Origin of the sequence: Sphingomonas sp., assembly GCF_017744835.1 — a bacterium.
GTDB lineage: Bacteria > Pseudomonadota > Alphaproteobacteria > Sphingomonadales > Sphingomonadaceae > Sphingomonas.
Genome location: NZ_JAGIAM010000001.1, coordinates 969,362 through 984,275, shown reverse-complemented (window position 1 = coordinate 984,275; position 14,914 = coordinate 969,362). Strand labels below are relative to the sequence as shown.

At 68.0% G+C, this 14,914-nt stretch carries 16 protein-coding genes; 8 read left to right on the top strand and 8 right to left on the bottom strand.

The genetic code is table 11. The annotated features are described in order from the left end of the window. Positions 1-199: 199 nt before the first annotated feature. Positions 200-3,253: a TonB-dependent receptor gene (locus tag J7500_RS04690; protein WP_294060317.1), complete on the top strand. Its 3,054-nt coding sequence runs from the start codon at positions 200-202 to the stop codon at positions 3,251-3,253. A gap of 71 nt (positions 3,254-3,324) precedes the next feature. On the opposite strand, the gene J7500_RS04685 is transcribed toward J7500_RS04690, so the two are convergent. From J7500_RS04685 to J7500_RS04650, 8 genes are all read right to left on the bottom strand, one after another. Next, positions 3,325-4,056, bottom strand: a complete 732-nt coding sequence (locus tag J7500_RS04685; protein WP_294060695.1) for a sigma-70 family RNA polymerase sigma factor — start codon at positions 4,054-4,056, stop codon at positions 3,325-3,327. 29 nt (positions 4,057-4,085) lie between these two features. Beyond that, positions 4,086-6,155 (bottom strand): flagellar biosynthesis protein FlhA, encoded by a 2,070-nt coding sequence (gene flhA, locus J7500_RS04680; RefSeq protein WP_294060694.1) that lies wholly within the window; start codon positions 6,153-6,155, stop codon positions 4,086-4,088. Between the two features lie 9 nt (positions 6,156-6,164). Then, a complete protein-coding gene (locus J7500_RS04675) occupies positions 6,165-7,052 on the bottom strand; it encodes a lytic transglycosylase domain-containing protein (RefSeq protein ID WP_294060315.1) in 888 nt (295 codons plus the stop codon). Between the two features lie 62 nt (positions 7,053-7,114). Continuing rightward, positions 7,115-7,426: a flagellar protein FlgN gene (locus tag J7500_RS04670; RefSeq protein ID WP_294060314.1), complete on the bottom strand. Its 312-nt coding sequence runs from the start codon at positions 7,424-7,426 to the stop codon at positions 7,115-7,117. Next, entirely contained in the window at positions 7,423-7,707 is a 285-nt protein-coding gene (locus J7500_RS04665) for a flagellar biosynthesis anti-sigma factor FlgM (protein WP_294060313.1), read from the bottom strand. Before J7500_RS04665 ends, J7500_RS04670 begins: the two co-directional genes overlap by 4 nt. A 70-nt stretch (positions 7,708-7,777) precedes the next feature. Next, entirely contained in the window at positions 7,778-8,290 is a 513-nt protein-coding gene (locus tag J7500_RS04660; RefSeq protein WP_294060311.1) for a flagella basal body P-ring formation protein FlgA, read from the bottom strand. A gap of 50 nt (positions 8,291-8,340) precedes the next feature. Next, entirely contained in the window at positions 8,341-8,835 is a 495-nt protein-coding gene (locus J7500_RS04655; RefSeq protein ID WP_294060309.1) for an OmpA family protein, read from the bottom strand. After that, positions 8,832-9,503 carry a MotA/TolQ/ExbB proton channel family protein gene (locus J7500_RS04650; RefSeq protein ID WP_294060308.1) on the bottom strand — a complete coding sequence of 224 codons (672 nt, stop codon included), beginning with the start codon at positions 9,501-9,503 and terminating at the stop codon, positions 8,832-8,834. Before J7500_RS04650 ends, J7500_RS04655 begins: the two co-directional genes overlap by 4 nt. A 347-nt stretch (positions 9,504-9,850) precedes the next feature. Here J7500_RS04650 and J7500_RS04645 point away from each other — a divergent pair, with 347 nt between their 5' ends. The 7 genes from J7500_RS04645 to J7500_RS04615 are packed head-to-tail and all read left to right on the top strand — an operon-like array spanning position 9,851 to position 14,904. Then, positions 9,851-10,195, top strand: a complete 345-nt coding sequence (locus J7500_RS04645) for a flagellar basal body protein (protein WP_294060307.1) — start codon at positions 9,851-9,853, stop codon at positions 10,193-10,195. 2 nt (positions 10,196-10,197) lie between these two features. Continuing rightward, positions 10,198-10,608 carry a flagellar basal body rod protein FlgC gene (gene flgC / locus J7500_RS04640; RefSeq protein ID WP_294060305.1) on the top strand — a complete coding sequence of 137 codons (411 nt, stop codon included), beginning with the start codon at positions 10,198-10,200 and terminating at the stop codon, positions 10,606-10,608. Between the two features lie 2 nt (positions 10,609-10,610). Next, complete coding sequence (locus tag J7500_RS04635) at positions 10,611-11,315, top strand: flagellar hook assembly protein FlgD (protein ID WP_294060303.1); 705 nt, start codon at positions 10,611-10,613, stop codon at positions 11,313-11,315. A gap of 21 nt (positions 11,316-11,336) precedes the next feature. After that, entirely contained in the window at positions 11,337-12,644 is a 1,308-nt protein-coding gene (locus J7500_RS04630; protein ID WP_294060302.1) for a flagellar hook protein FlgE, read from the top strand. Positions 12,645-12,667: 23 nt separating this feature from the next. Then, the gene (locus tag J7500_RS04625) at positions 12,668-13,411 is read left to right on the top strand and encodes a flagellar basal body rod protein FlgF (RefSeq protein WP_294060301.1); all 744 of its coding nucleotides are present in this window, start codon (positions 12,668-12,670) and stop codon (positions 13,409-13,411) included. 16 nt (positions 13,412-13,427) lie between these two features. Then, the gene (gene flgG / locus J7500_RS04620; RefSeq protein WP_294060299.1) at positions 13,428-14,216 is read left to right on the top strand and encodes a flagellar basal-body rod protein FlgG; all 789 of its coding nucleotides are present in this window, start codon (positions 13,428-13,430) and stop codon (positions 14,214-14,216) included. A gap of 10 nt (positions 14,217-14,226) precedes the next feature. Then, positions 14,227-14,904 carry a flagellar basal body L-ring protein FlgH gene (locus tag J7500_RS04615; protein ID WP_294060298.1) on the top strand — a complete coding sequence of 226 codons (678 nt, stop codon included), beginning with the start codon at positions 14,227-14,229 and terminating at the stop codon, positions 14,902-14,904. Positions 14,905-14,914: the final 10 nt, after the last annotated feature.

Below are 14,914 nucleotides of genomic sequence, written 5' to 3'. Positions count from 1 at the left end.
AGGCGATCATGGCGCCGCCGGGGCACTCCCCCGGCGGCGCTGTGTTGTATGGTTACAACGCTTCCCGAATTAACGTGTCTGGCGATTTACAAAATGTTTCCGTGAAGGCATCCACGGAAACATTGGCGCGCGGGGCGAGGGACTGTGAGCGCTGGATTGGCCGTTCCGGCGGGAGCGGCAAAGGGAGGGTACTACACTAATGACGTTCTATACTCGTTCGACCGCGGCGCTTCTGCGACGCGGAGCGGCTCCGTTTGCACTCGCGCTGGGGCTGCTCGCCTCGCCGGCCTTCGCACAGGACACTGCTTCCCAGACTCCGGCCGGGCAGGATGCCCAGGCCAGCGACGAATCCCAGGCGATCGTCGTCACCGGCTCGCTCTTCCGCCGCACCGACACCGAGACTCCGTCGCCGGTCACCGTCCTCACGTCCGAGAACCTCGCCAACGCCGGCATTACCACCATGGCCGATGCGATCCGCTCGATCTCGGCCGACAGCGCCGGCTCGATCGGCACCGGTTTCCAGACTGGCTTCTCGGCCGGCGGCTCGGCCGTGTCGCTGCGCGGCCTCGGCGTCTCGTCGACGCTCGTTCTGATCGACGGGCTGCGCTCGACCAACTTTCCGATCAACGACGACGGGCACAATGCCTATACCGACCTCAACTCGATCCCGTTCAGCCTGGTCGATCGAGTCGAAGTGCTCAAGGACGGCGCCTCGTCGACCTATGGCGCCGATGCGATCGGCGGCGTGGTCAACCTGATCCTCAAGAAGCAGTTCAACGGCGTCGCCGGCACCTTCGAGGGCGGCGTCGCCGAGCAGGGCGATGCGGGCCATGTGCGCGGCGATCTCACCGTCGGTTTCGGCGACTATGACAACGCCGGCTGGAACTTTTACATCAACGGCGAATATCAGCGTGACGGCCGCGTCACGAGCCACAGCCGCGGCTTCCCGTACAACAACCGCGACCTGACCTCGATCGGCGGCAACGACGGCAACGCCGCCGACGGTTCGCTGACGACCAACGTGCCGACGGCCTATGTCGTGCGCGTCAACCAGACCGACCTCAACAACCCGCTGTCGGGCGGCACCACGCCCTTCGCGAGCGGCACCGGCTTCAGCAACTACACCGCGCTGGGCCTCGGCAACTGCTCGACCGGCACCTACACGCTCACCACCGGCGGCGCACGCGGCACGGGCTGCAAGTACAACCTCGAGGACATGTACAAGGAGCTCCAGCCGCTCCAGGAGCGCTATTCGGTCAACGGCAGACTGAGCATCCATGTTGCCGACAATGTCGAAGCCTATCTGACCGGCAGCTACAGCCGCAGCTACGTCAGCATCAACAGCATCCGCTCGGCGATCCGCAACACCCAGCCCTTCGGTGCCAACCCGCTGGTCGCGTCGAGCAACCCGGGCGTGGTTCTGCCCGTCTACATCTGCGCGTCGGGCAACAATTGCGCGACCGCTGCGGACCGGCGCCTCAACCCGAACAACCCCTATGCGGCATCCTTCACCAGCACCGACCCGGCCGCGGCGAACTACGCCGGTAACGGCGCCGCGCGCATCTACTACATGTTCGGCGACATCCCGGCGGGCAGCGACCGCGCCAACGAAGTCTATCGCTTCACCGGCGGCCTCACCGGCAGCTTCGAGGGGGGCTGGGACTGGCGGGTCGAGGGCGTCTATGCCCGCGACGAGCTCGAGATCACCCAGCACGGCCTGATCAACATCGCGGCGCTGCGCCAGGCGATCAACACGGGTTCGTACAATTTCGTGAACCCGGCGGCCAACAGCCAGGCGGTCCGCGACGCGCTCTCGCCCGACAAGACCACGCCGTCGCACTCGGAAATGTACGGCGTCGACGCCTCGGTCAGCAAGACGCTGTTCGCGCTTCCGGGCGGCCCGCTGCAGCTCGCGATCGGCGGCCAGATCCGCCACGAGATGCTGGAGAACAACAACCAGAACGCAGCGCTTGACACCTATGGTCTGACCACCGCGTCGGCCTTCGGTGCGCACACGGTTTCGGCGGCCTATTTCGAACTCGACGCGCCGATCCTCGACGTGCTCGATGTCAATGCCTCGGGCCGCTACGACCATTATTCGGAGGGCTTCAGCCACTTCTCGCCGAAGATCGGCGCGAAGTTCACTCCGATCAAGGAACTGGCGATCCGCGGCACCTATTCGCAGGGCTTCCGCGCGCCGACCTTTGCCGAATCGGGCCCGCGTAGCCAGTACGCCGGCTTCGTGACCACCACGCCGCCGTGCAACTTCCAGATCGCGCATGGCGGGGCTGCCAGCGGCACCGGCTGCACGAGCGGCGGCAATGCCTATAACCTGCCCTATTCGCTCGGCCGCGGCGTCGCGGGCAATCCGGACCTCGAGCCGGAGACCTCGCGCAGCTTCACCGCCGGCGCGATCTTCCAGCCGGTCAAGTGGCTGAGCTTCACTGCCGACTATTACAATGTGAAGAAGTCCAACCTGATCGTCTCGGGTCCGGACATCGGCAAGGCAGTCAGCGCCTATTTCGGCGCGGCGAACCTCGCTGCGGCGCAGGCGGCAGTGGCCGCGGTCGGCCCGGGCTATTCGGTCAACACGGTCGACGGCATCGATCCGCTCTTCCCGAACGCGCTGCCGCGCGTTCTGATCATCAACGTGCCCTATGTGAACGCCAATTACGCGATCACTTCGGGCATCGATCTGGCAGCGACCGCGGACCTGAACCTGGCGCCTGGCGTCAAGTTCACCAGCCGGATCGAGGCGACCCATGTCTTCCAGTACGACCTGCACGTCGCCAACGGCGTACAGAAGTACGCCGGCACCATGGGCCCGTACGACCTGTCGTCGGGCAACGGCACGCCGAGCTGGCGCGGCAACTGGCAGAACACGCTCGACTTCGGCGATTTCTCGATCAGCCTGACGACCTATTACGTCGGCAAGATCAAGGCAGTGTCGACCGATCAGCAGGCGGGCCCGAACTACACCACCGACTGCTCGGCCTCGCTTTACAAGGCGCCGAACGACGGCCCGGACTTCAACAAGTTCTGCTATGTCAACAGCTTCATCAGCAACGATCTGAATCTGACGATGCGGCCGAGCGATCGGTTCAGCTTCTTCTTCAACGTGAAGAACCTGCTCGACGCGCGCGCACCGGTGGCCCCGGCCGCCTATTCGAGCGCGCCGAACTTCCTGACGACCTGGCACTATTCGGGCCTGATCGGTCGCCAGTATCGCGCAGGCGCGAGCTTCCGCTTCTGATCACCAAAGTTGAGTGCTCCCTCGCACTCCACGGCGGCGGCCTTCCCTCGGGAAGGTCGCCGTTTTTTTGTTCAGCGCAGACGCCGCTGGAGCGCGCGCTTCAGCCGGGCATGGGCCGCCGCCTTGATCTGGCAGACGCGCGCAGCGCCGACGCCCAGCACCTGGCCGATCTCCTCGAGATTCAGTTCCTCGACATAATAGAGCTGCACCACCTGCGCCTCGCGCTGGGGCAGCTCGGCGATCGACGCCACCAGCGCCTGGCGGAGATTCGCCTCGGCAAGCTGCTCGAAGGCATCCGGCCCTTCGGCCATGAACCACGGCGATTCGTCCGAATAGCAATCGTCGATCGAATCGAAGCGCACGGCCTCGGCGCTGGCATATTCGGCGCGCAGCTTCTCGGGGGTGACCCCGAGCCGCTCCGACACTTCGTCGTCGCTCGGCGTACGGCCGAGGTTCGTGCTCAGCGCCGCTATCGCTTGCTGATAGGCCCGCCGCCGCCGCATGGCGCCTCGGGTGAGCGTCGCCTGCCGCCGCAGCTCGTCGATCATCGCGCCGCGCAGCCGCGTCGCGAGATACTGCTCGAAGCTCGCCTCGCCGCGATCCTCGAAGCCGTTTGCGGCCTCGATCAGCGCGACCATACCCACCTGAATCAGATCCTCGACCTCGACGAGCGTGCTCATCGACCCGTGGACGTGCCAGGCGATGCGGCGCACCAGCGGCAAATGGCTGCGCACCAGCGCCTCGACGTCGCGCGGGCTGGAGTCGGGGGCGTAGGTGAACGGGGATACCGCGAGCGAGGCCATGTGCTTCAGCTTCCTGGGGCTAAGGGCGTTCATGCGGCGAGCGCCTCGGGCGCGCCGATCACCGCGACGACTTCGACGGCCTTGTCCTCGGGCACTTCGAAGAAGCTCATCACGGGGGTGTCGGGAAGGACGGTCCTGACCAGCTTGCGGATCGCCACGCGGATCGCGGGCTGGACGACGAGCGCGAAGGGCTTGGCCTCGGCGATCATCGGCTGGGCGGCGCGCTGGAGCGCGTCGAGGATGCGCCGGCCGAGCTCGGGCTCGATCGTGTGACGGCGCGAGGGGTCCGAGCGCAGCGCCTGGCCGAGCAGCCCTTCGAGCTGCCCCTCCAGCGTCATCACGCGCAGCGGCTCGCGCACCCCGCACAGCCGCTGGATGATCAGCGGGCCGAGCTCGGGGCGGATAAGCTCGAGCAGTTCCTCGGCGTCGAGCGTCTTCTGCGCGGCCGAAGCGATCGCGGCTGCGATACGACGGAACTCCTTGAGCGGGACATTCTCGGCGAGCAGCCCGCGCAGCACCGCTGTGAGCGTAGTGAGCGGCACCGGCTGGGGGCAGAGCGCAGCGACCAGCGCGCCGGCGCGATCCTTGAGGCCGTCGAGCAGCGCCTGGACCTCATCGGGGCCGAGCAGGTCGGCAGCGTTCTGGAGCAGACACTGGTTGAGGTGCGTGGCGATCACCGTGCCGGGATCGACCACCAGATAGCCCGCCGCAGTCGCCGCGTCGCCGTCGCCGGCCGGGAGCCAGACCGCGTCGAGCCCGAAGGTCGGGTCCTTGGCGGCCTTGCCCGGAAGCCGCCCGACCACCTGCCCGGTGTCGATCGCGAGCACTTCGTCGGGCGAGACATGGTCTTCGCCCGCCACCACCCCGCCGATGACGATGCGATAAGTGAAGGGTGCGAGGTTGATGTCGTCGCGCACGCGCACCTGGGGCACGACGAAGCCGAGATCCTTGGAGAGCTGGCGGCGCACGCCGGTGATGCGGCCCATCAGCGGCCCGCCGCGGCGCTCGTCGACCAGCGGCACCAGGCCATAGCCGATGTCGAGCATCACCTGCAGGTTGTCGGTGACTTCCTCCCAGCCGATCCGCGAGAGATCGACCGGCTCGGCCGGCGGTGCCGGCGGCGGCGGGCGGTGCGCGATGCGGCGCAGCTTCCAGGCCGCGAAACCGGCCGCGCCGGCGGCGGGGAGTATGACGAGGTGCGGCATACCCGGCAGCACGCCGAGCAGCCCGAGGATGCCGGAGACCGGCGCCCAGGTCTTGTGGCTGCCGAACTGGCTGCCGATCTGGCCGGCGAGGTCGTGCGACGAGCTGACGCGGGTCACGATCGCGGCGGCGGCGATCGAGAGCAGCAACGCCGGGATCTGCGCCACCAGTGCGTCGCCCACCGCGAGCTGGATATAGGTCTGCGCCGCCTCGCCCAGCGACAGCCCGTGGCTCACCGGCCCCAGGATCAGTCCGCCGATGATGTTAATCGCGAGGATCAGCAGCCCGGCGACGGCATCCCCCTTCACGAACTTGGACGAGCCGTCCATCGCGCCGTGGAAATCGGCCTCGGTCGCCACTTCCACGCGGCGCGCCCGTGCTTCGTCGGGGGTGATCAGCCCGGCGTTCAGGTCAGCGTCGATCGCCATCTGCTTGCCCGGCAACGCATCGAGCGTGAAGCGCGCCGAAACCTCGGAGACGCGCCCCGCGCCCTTGGTCACCACGATCATGTTGATGATCACCAGGATCGCGAAAACGAGCAGGCCGACGACATAGTCGCCGCCGATCAGGAAGGTGCCGAACGCCTCGATGACATGCCCCGCCGCAGAGGTGCCCTCATGCCCCTGCCCCAGCACCACGCGGGTTGAGGCGACGTTGAGGCCGAGGCGGAACAGCGTCGCGAAAAGCAGCACGCTGGGGAAGGCCGAGAAGTCGAGCGGCTTCTGCGCATTGAGCGCCACCATCAGCACCGCGAGGCTGATCATGATGTTCATGATGAAGAAAGCGTCGAGCATCAGCGCCGGGATCGGCACCACCATCAGCGCGACGAGAAGCAGGATCGCACCCGGCAGCGCGAAGCCGCGGGCAGCCGGCGCGAAGCCGGAGGGAAGCGTCATTACGGTCACTCAGGCCCCCAGCTTGGCGAGCATCAGATAGGCGAGACGCGCGGTCTCGGGCGTGGGCCGCAGCGGGCTGACGCCGCCGGGCAGCGCTTCGGCGGCGGGGCGGCGCGAGGCCTGAAGCTGGGCGAGCGTGGTCTCGATCCAGTGGCGATCGCCACCCGCCGCGCCGTTGCCGAGCACGACTTCGGTGTCGTCGATGCTCTCGCCGAACAGGTCGAGCGCCTGGTCCATGCCGTCGAGCGTGTCGGACGCGCTGCCGTCGCCACCCACCGCCGCGGCACCCTTGTCGAGCTTGCCGGCAAAGCGGCTGTAGATCTCGGAAAGCGAGCGCGGCTGGCCGCCCTCGCCGAAGAAGACGCTGCGATTGGCGCGCGCGGCGGCCGGGAACAGGCTGGCGCCGCTGCGCCCCGGGTTCTCGGCCATTGCCGAAAGGAAGCGCGCCGCTCCCCCTTGGCCAAGGAAATGCGCCATATAGAGGTCGGTGCCGGTCGCCGGCCGGCCGAGCCGGTCCTCGAGCGCGGCCTTGTTGTCGGCGGCATGCTCGGCGGCCATCAGCGCGGCGGTGCCGGGGTCCTTGCGCATGTCGAGGATCGCTCGACGCGTGCCGGCGTCGCTCACGACGAAGCGGCCGCCGACGGTGCGCTGGATCGATTTCGCGGCCCAGCCGAGCCCGTGCTCGGCGCCATGATCCTTGATCACGCCGAGCCAGCTCTGTTCGACGAACTGGTAGAGGCCCGTCGCGCTCGAGCTGCTCGCGCGCGCATCGGCGCGCATGCCGCTCTCGACCTGCGCCTGACCGAGCAGATAATTGAAATCGATGCCGGTCTTGCGGCTCGCCGTGGCGATCGCCGTCTGGATGCTAGCCCTGGCGTTGACCGATGCTACGCTCATCGAATGCCGATCCGGTTGCCCATGATGCGGGCAGGATCAGCAAGGAGCGTGCCAATGTGCGCTCAGGCGAGCGCGTAGGTCCCCGGGCGATAGGCCGGCGCCGGCTGGCCGGAAAGAAGCTGCAGGCGGCGGCGAACATTTGCCGCCATCAGGTTCACATAGATGCGGCAGGTCTCGTTGAGCCGATAGGCCTCGGCCGCGAGCTCCTCGACTTCGGGCGAGGCGGGCTGACCCTCATATTGCGCGATCGCGTCGATCGCGACGAGCTTGGCCGCGGTCGCCGCCTCGAGCGCGGCGGAGTCGTTCGCCTTGAGCGCGGCGATCTCCGCATGGAGACCCTCGATCAGCGCGATCAGTGCATTCCGCCGGGTCATCGGCCGCTCCAATCCTGTTTCATCGCGAGCATGCGCTCGGCGATCGCTTGCGGAGAGACCGTGAAGCGGCCGGCACGGATAGCCGCGCGCAGCTCGACCACACGCGCGCCATCGACCGGCGCGCCGGAAGCCATGGCACCAGAGAATTCGGCGGCCATCGACTCCACGATCTTTTCGGGCCGGGCGACGGGCTGCACCGCCGCGACGGCGCCCGATGCACCCATAGGCACAGCACCGCGATCGACGACCGCGCCTGCCTTGATGCCGATGGGATCCACCATTGCCGCTATCCTGCCAATTTGCCTGCAATGCTTGAAACGGCCGGCCGGACGCACAGTTTAACGAAAAATTTCACTTCGCTCCCGGCAGCCTCGCCCGGCCGGGCTCGACTGCGATCGCCTGGAGCGGTGGCTGGCGATCATCGACCTTCACTGCGATCCGCGCGCCCGGCGCGGCATCGTTCATCGCCACGCCGTCGCGCGTGACCGAGAAGCCGGCGGAGCCCACCTCCACGGTCACTGGATCGCCACGGCGGATCACCGGCTCGGCCTTGACCACCGCGGGCGCGGGCGCGGCGGCCACCGGTGCTGGCTTGGGCTGTGGCACCGCAATGACCGGCACGAAGATGCGCCACGCCGGCGCCATACACCGCACCAGCACCGCGTCGTGCGCGGGGCTGCGCCATTCGAGCTGCGGCGCGGGGCAGCGCGCGAGGCGCAACCGCTTGTCGATCTCGGTACGCGCTCCACCCTCTTGGCCAATGTTCTTGCCGGTGAACTGGACGACGATCGTGTCGAGCGCGGCGGTCGGTTGGAATTCCTGCGCGGCGGCGGGCGCGGCGGCGAGTGCGAGTATCACCAACATCGGGGTCTCCCAGGAGATGCGGCGGCAAGCGGCGGTTGCCGGACGGCAAATCATTGCCGGCCTCCGTCGAAGCCGATCGTGAGCAGCGCGCGCGTGTGGCCGCGGCCGGTGGAAATCTGGATGCGCCCGGGCGCCACTGCGCCGGTACGGACAAGCAGCGCGGCGACCGCGCGCGCGCGGTCGGCGGCGAGGATCGCGGCGCTGCCAGTGGCGGCCTCGACATCGCCGCCGCCCTCCGCCTGACCCTGGACGACCAGGCGCGTGCGCGGGTCGCGCGCGACGCTGCGGGCCCAGGCGAGCGCGGTCGAAGCATCGGTGATCGCGGCGGACCCGGCGGTGAAACGCACTTCCGCCGCCGCCACCGGCATCTCCGCCGGCACCGGCTTCACGCCGAAGCCGGCGCGGAAGCTGGCGGCGAGCGTTCCGGGATCGACCTGGCTCGCCTGGAGAAAGACGAAGAAGCCCACCAGCAGCAGCGCGAGGTCGGCCAGCGTGGTCAGCCAAAGGGGGCGGGCAGGCGCGTCCAGGATGTCGGCGGGATTCATGCGGCGACCTCCCGCAGGCTGCGACGGCGCGGCGGCTCGATAGCTGCGAGCGCGACGAGCGGCGCGACCAGCCGGGCGCGCTCCTGCGCTTCGTGCCGGGCATGACGACGCAGCCGGGCGACGACCGGATAGGCGACGAGGCTGGCGAGCACCGCACCATAGAGCGTGGTGAGCAGCGCAACCGCCATCGCGCCGCCGATCGCCGCGGGATCGCGCATTGCCGTGAACATCTGGACGAGCCCGATCAGCGTGCCGATCATTCCCATCGCCGGGGCGAGCTCGGCGGCGCCCGCCCAGACCTCGGCGGCGGCGCGATGGCGTTCCGAGCGCGCCCGTAGCCGCTCGTCGAGCAGCGCGGCAATCGCATCGGGCGCGGCACCGTCGACGCATGCGGCGATGGCGGCGGCCATGTCCGGATCGGCGATCGTGGTGCGGTCGAGCGCGATCAGTCCGTGGCGCCGGGCGATCCGCGTCAGCGCCGCAGCCTGGTCGAGCAGGGGCGCGGCGTCGAACGGGCGGCGCACGAGGACGCGCAGCGCCGAGACGCCGCGGATCAGGTCGGCGAAGGGCGTGCGCAGCACCACCCCCGCCGCGGTCCCCCCGCCGACGATGGCGAGCGCGACAGGATCGAGGAAGGGCGCGAGCCCCGGGAATGCATTCAGGTCCATGCGCCTGCGAACTGCAAGGCGCGGGCCAGTTGCGAGTGAGAGAGTTTGTTCACGCAAAGGCGCAAAGGCGCGAAGGGGTCCGTCGCCGCGGCAGCGGCAGGAATCCTCGATAGACGCGATCAAGGCCGCTGGCGCGGCGGGCAGGCTTCTTTGCGCCTTTGCGCCTTTGCGTGAACAGATCCTTCTCCCCTTACTTGTGCGCGATCCCGACCCCCCGGCACCCGATTGCCGCCACCGGCAAGATCTTGCCGCCGACATAGCCTCGACAGTTGCGCTCCGCCTCCCCGGCCGAATTGGCACGGCCATTGCAAGATCACCCGCGAACCTTTGTGCGGGAGACTGGCACGATGTCCGACGACAGCCTTTTCGGCGTTCACGGCGCAGCGCTCGCGGTGCGTTCGCAGCGCATGGGGATGCTCGCGTCGAACATCGCGAACGCCTCGACCCCCGGCTACAAGGCGAAGGACATCGACTTCCGCGCCGCGCTGGCCGGAGTCGAGGCGCAGGGTAACGCGGGCATCGACGCCGCGACGCTCTATCGCGTGCCGCTGCAGCCGAGCCAGGACGGCAACACCGTCGAGCTCGCCACCGAGCAGACCGCATTCGCTGAGAACGCCGTCGCCTATCAGACGACGCTCGCGTTCCTGAACGGCCGCATCTCCACCATCACCCGCGCGCTCAGGGGAGAATGACGATGGGCGACCAGCCGCTTTCGATCTTCCAGGTCTCGGGCCGCGCGATGAGCGCGCAGCTCGTGCGCATGAACACCACGGCCTCCAACCTCGCCAACGCCGGCACGGTCGCCTCCAGCGCCCAGGCCGCCTATCGCACGATCAAGCCGGTGTTCCGCACCGCGTTCGACGATGCGAGCGGCATGGCGACGGTGGACGTCGAGCAGGTCGTCTCCGCCGGCGCCGAGCCGACCAAGCGCCACGATCCGGGCAATCCGCTCGCCGATGCCGACGGCAATGTCTGGGAGAGCACGGTCGACGAGACCCGCGAGCTCGTCGACATGCTCGAGGCCTCGCGCACCTACCAGAACAACGTCGAAGTGATGCAGACCGCCAAGTCGCTGATCGTCGACACCCTCAAGCTGGGACGCTGACGATGAGCTTCGACTCCACCATGGCCAATCTGGGCATCCCCCGCACCGGCGCGACGACGCCAGGCATGGGCGGCACGCTCAACAACACCGACACGTCGCAGCTCGGCCGCACCGACATGGACCAGTCGGACTTCCTGACGCTGATGACGGCGCAGCTGAAGAACCAGGATCCGTTCGCGCCCGTCGACAACACCCAGATGGTCGCCCAGATGGCGCAATTCTCGTCGCTCTCGGGCATCAGCGAGATGAACACGACACTGAAGGCGATCTCGGAGCGGCTCGGCACCGGCTCGCTGAACGATGCGCTCGGCTACGTCGGCAAGACGGTGCTGGTCGAGGGCTCGACGGCGTTCCCGCGCACCACCGGCGGTCTAGCCGGCGCAGTGAGCCTCCCCGACGACGCGACCAATGTCGCGGTCACCATCTCGAAGCCGGACGGCACCACGCTGCGCACCATCGAGCTCGGCGCGCAGGCCGAAGGCGCGGTCGCCTGGGATTGGGACGGCACTACCGACAGCGGCGATCCCGCCGGCGACGGGCCGTTCACGGTCAAGGTCACCGCCAGCAACGGCAGCGGCATGGTCAAGGCCGCGCCGCTCGTCTGGGCACCGGTCTCCACCGTCTCGATGGGCGCCGACGGCCAGCCTTCGCTCGCTCTGCCTGGCATCGGCCAGGTTCCCCTTTCCGCCGTCTGGCAAGTCGGCTGATCCTCCAAGGAGTACCCAGAAATGTCCTTCTTCACTTCGCTTTCGGGCCTCCAGGCGGCCCAGACCGACATGTCGACGATCTCGCACAATCTCGCGAACGTGCAGACCAACGGCTTCAAGAAGAGCCAGACCCAGTTCGCGGACGTGATCGCGTCGACCGCCAATTCGAACCCGACCCAGATGGTCGGCTCGGGCGTCGTCGTGAAGGCAGTGCGTCAACAGTTCGGCCAGGGCGGCTTCACCCAGAGCTCGTCGGCGCTCGATGTCGCCATCTCGGGCGACGGCTTCTTCATCGTCAAGGGCGACGAGAAGAGCGGCAACGGCGTCGCCTTCACGCGCAACGGCAGCTTCCAGGTGAATGCCGATCGCTACGTCACCGACGCGCAGGGCAACAAGCTGCAGGTCTATCCGGTCGACGGCTCGGGCGCAGTAGTCGCGACCGGCCTTTCCTCGACCGTCAGCCTGCGCCTGCCGCAGACCAGCGGCACGCCCGAGGAGACCGAGAACGTCAAGCTCGGCCTCAACCTCAACGCCGGCTCGCCGATCCCCGCCGATGCAGCGCGCTTCGACGACGAGGAATATCAGTTCGATCGCTTCGATCCGGGTACCTATAACCAGTCGGTCCAGACGACGATCTATGACGCGAACGGCAATGCGCTGACGCTCACCAACTATTTCGTCCGCGAGACCAAGCCGACCAACGACGACGCGAGCAGCACCTGGCGGGTCTATTCCTTCGTCGGCGACCAGCAGCTCAACGCCGGCAGCGATCCCGACACGATCCAGCAGATCGAGCTCACTTTCGACGGCACCGGCAAGCTCTCCTCGCCCGCCGCGCCGGTGACCTTCATGGGCTTCCTCGCGCCGGGCGCGACGTCGGAGCAGGTGGTCAAGCTCGACTTCAGCAGCGGTACCACGCAGGTGAGCTCGCCGTTCAGCCTCAACGCGACCTCGCAGGACGGCTCGCCGGTCGGCCAGATCGAAGGCGTGACCATCGCCGACGACGGCACCGTCAACGCCAGCTTCTCGAACGGCGACACCCAGGCGCTGGGCAAGGTGGTGCTCGCCAGCTTCGCCAACAACGGCGGCCTGCGCCAGCTCGGCAACTCGACCTGGGCGGCAACCGGCTTCTCGGGGGACGCGCGGCTCGGCGAGCCCGGCACCAACGGCTTCGGCGGGCTGATGTCGGGCGCGATCGAGCGCTCGAACGTCGACATCACCGAGGAGCTGGTGGCGCTGATCGCGGCGCAGCGCAACTTCCAGGCGAATGCCAAGGCGCTCGATACCGCGAGCCAGATGTCCCAGACCATCTTCAACATCCGCAGCTGACGCAGGGCTGAGGGGACAGGCAGATGGACCGGCTCGTCTACACCGCGCTCTCGGGGCTGCGCAGCCAGGCGGCGGCGCAGGCGACGATCGCGAACAACATCGCGAACGCCTCGACGACCGGCTTCCGCGCCGAGCGCACGAGCTTCGATCGGCTGGTGCTGCAGGGCTCGGGCTTCGAGACGCGGCAGCTCTCGGCCGAGGAAGTCGACGACTTCGACCGGACCGCGGGCACGATCGTGCAGACCGCGCGCCCGCTCGACATCGCCGCCACCGGCGACGCCTGGATCGCGGTCCAGGCCGCCGACGGCAGCGAGGCCTATACGAGGCGCGGCGATTTGTCGGTCGCGCCCTCGGGCGTGTTGGAAACCGGCGACGGTTTCCCGGTGATGGGGTCGGGGGGCCCCATCACCGTGCCTCCCTATCAGTCGATCGCGATTGCGGCCGACGGGACGATCTCGATCGTTCCGCCGGGCGGCGACCCCAACCAGCCGCAGGTGCTCGACCGGATCAAGCTGGCGAGCCCGGAGGGCAGCAGCACCGCCAAGGGGCTCGACAATCTGCTCCATGTGAAGGGCGGCGGCGCGCTGCCCGGCGATCTCGATGCGAAGGTCCAGACGGGCGCGCTCGAGCAGTCGAACGTCAATCTCACCCAGGCGCTGGTCGACATGATCGAGAACCAGCGCAGCTACGAGGTCCAGGCCAATCTTCTCAAGGAAGCCAAGACCATGGACGAGAGCGGCGCATCGCTGATGCGCATGCCCGCTTAACGAAGGGATTTAGACTATGGGTTCCTCGGCAATGCACATCGCGCGCACCGGGCTCGACGCCCAGGACATGCGCATGCGGGTGATCTCGAACAACCTCGCCAACGTGAACACGACCGCGTTCAAGCGCGATCGCGCGTCGTTCCAGACGCTCGCCTATCAGGTGGTCACCGCGCCGGGTGCTGCGAGCACCGCGGAGACCAAATACGCCACTGGGCTCAACCTCGGCACCGGCGTCCGCATCCAGGGCACCACGCGCGTGGAGACGCAGGGCAGCTTCCAGAACACGGGCAATTCGCTCGACCTGGCATTGGACGGCGACGGCTATTTCCAGGTCCAGCTGCCGGGCGGCCAGCTCGGCTATACCCGCGCGGGCAATTTCTCGCGTTCGGCCGAGGGCATGCTGGTGACCAGCGAGGGCTATCAGGTGATGCCGGGCATCACGGTTCCCGAGGGCACGGTGGGGATCACCATCGGCAACGACGGCACCGTCTCCGCCCAGCTCGCCGGCCAGACCGAGCTCAGCCAGCTCGGCCAGATCCAGGTCGCGAGCTTCCCCAATCCGGCGGGGCTCCAGGCGACCGGCGACAATTACCTGATCGAGACCTCCGCCAGCGGCGCCGCCAATCTCGGTGCGGCGGGCGAGGGCGGTCGGGCCAAGATCCGCCAGGGCGCACTCGAATCCTCGAACGTCAACGTGGTCGAGGAGCTGGTCGACATGATCGAGACGCAGCGCGCGTACGAGGTCAATTCGAAGATGATCTCGGCGAGCGACGAGATGCTCAAATATGTCAATCAGAACATCTGAGGCAGGGACGATGAAGGCTCTCACCGGCATCGCCGCCGCAGCGCTCGTCGTTTCGGCGACGCCCGTGCATGCGCAGTTCCTCGGGCTGGGCAAGAAGAAGTCCAAGGAGGATTTCTCCGCGACGCTTCCCGCCCCGCCGCCTGCACAGGCGTCCGCCAATGGCAGCATCTTCCAGGCGTCGGACGGCTATGCCGCGCTCTACGAGGGCGCGCGCGCCCGCCGCGTCGGCGATCCACTGACGATCGTACTGGTCGAGCGCACCAGCGCGTCCAAGTCGGCGAGCTCGAAGCTCGACAGCGCCGGGGGCTTCGGCCTCACCCCGCCGAGCGCTGGCCCGCTTTCGTTCGATCCCAACACCACCAAGGCGAGCGGGACGCGCAACTTCAACGGCACCGGCACCGCCGACCAAGCGAATGCGCTCTCGGGCGAAATCAGCGTGACGGTGGCCGCGGTCTATCCCAACGGCACGATGCTCGTGCAGGGCCAAAAGCGCGTGACGCTCAATCGCGGCGACGAGTTCGTCCAGATCAAGGGGATCGTGCGCCCGGCGGATATCGACGCCAACAATCGCGTGCCCTCCACGCGCGTCGCCGATGCCCGCATCGCATACACCGGCAAGGGCGACGTCGCCCGCGCCAGCCGCCAAGGCTGGCTGAGCCGCTTCTTCCAGATGCTAAGCCCCTTCTGAGCGGAGCCGA

Coding starts and splice junctions, on each gene's coding strand:
- J7500_RS04655 (WP_294060309.1), bottom strand. CDS start 8,835: ATGAATCCCGCCGACATCCTGGACGCGCCTGCCCGCCCCCTTTGGCTG.
- J7500_RS04650 (WP_294060308.1), bottom strand. CDS start 9,503: ATGGACCTGAATGCATTCCCGGGGCTCGCGCCCTTCCTCGATCCTGTC.
- J7500_RS04675 (WP_294060315.1), bottom strand. CDS start 7,052: ATGAGCGTAGCATCGGTCAACGCCAGGGCTAGCATCCAGACGGCGATC.
- J7500_RS04635 (WP_294060303.1), top strand. CDS start 10,611: ATGAGCTTCGACTCCACCATGGCCAATCTGGGCATCCCCCGCACCGGC.
- J7500_RS04615 (WP_294060298.1), top strand. CDS start 14,227: ATGAAGGCTCTCACCGGCATCGCCGCCGCAGCGCTCGTCGTTTCGGCG.
- J7500_RS04625 (WP_294060301.1), top strand. CDS start 12,668: ATGGACCGGCTCGTCTACACCGCGCTCTCGGGGCTGCGCAGCCAGGCG.
- J7500_RS04645 (WP_294060307.1), top strand. CDS start 9,851: ATGTCCGACGACAGCCTTTTCGGCGTTCACGGCGCAGCGCTCGCGGTG.
- flgG (WP_294060299.1), top strand. CDS start 13,428: ATGGGTTCCTCGGCAATGCACATCGCGCGCACCGGGCTCGACGCCCAG.
- flgC (WP_294060305.1), top strand. CDS start 10,198: ATGGGCGACCAGCCGCTTTCGATCTTCCAGGTCTCGGGCCGCGCGATG.
- J7500_RS04690 (WP_294060317.1), top strand. CDS start 200: ATGACGTTCTATACTCGTTCGACCGCGGCGCTTCTGCGACGCGGAGCG.
- J7500_RS04660 (WP_294060311.1), bottom strand. CDS start 8,290: ATGTTGGTGATACTCGCACTCGCCGCCGCGCCCGCCGCCGCGCAGGAA.
- J7500_RS04685 (WP_294060695.1), bottom strand. CDS start 4,056: ATGGCCTCGCTCGCGGTATCCCCGTTCACCTACGCCCCCGACTCCAGC.
- flhA (WP_294060694.1), bottom strand. CDS start 6,155: ATGACGCTTCCCTCCGGCTTCGCGCCGGCTGCCCGCGGCTTCGCGCTG.
- J7500_RS04670 (WP_294060314.1), bottom strand. CDS start 7,426: ATGACCCGGCGGAATGCACTGATCGCGCTGATCGAGGGTCTCCATGCG.
- J7500_RS04630 (WP_294060302.1), top strand. CDS start 11,337: ATGTCCTTCTTCACTTCGCTTTCGGGCCTCCAGGCGGCCCAGACCGAC.
- J7500_RS04665 (WP_294060313.1), bottom strand. CDS start 7,707: ATGGTGGATCCCATCGGCATCAAGGCAGGCGCGGTCGTCGATCGCGGT.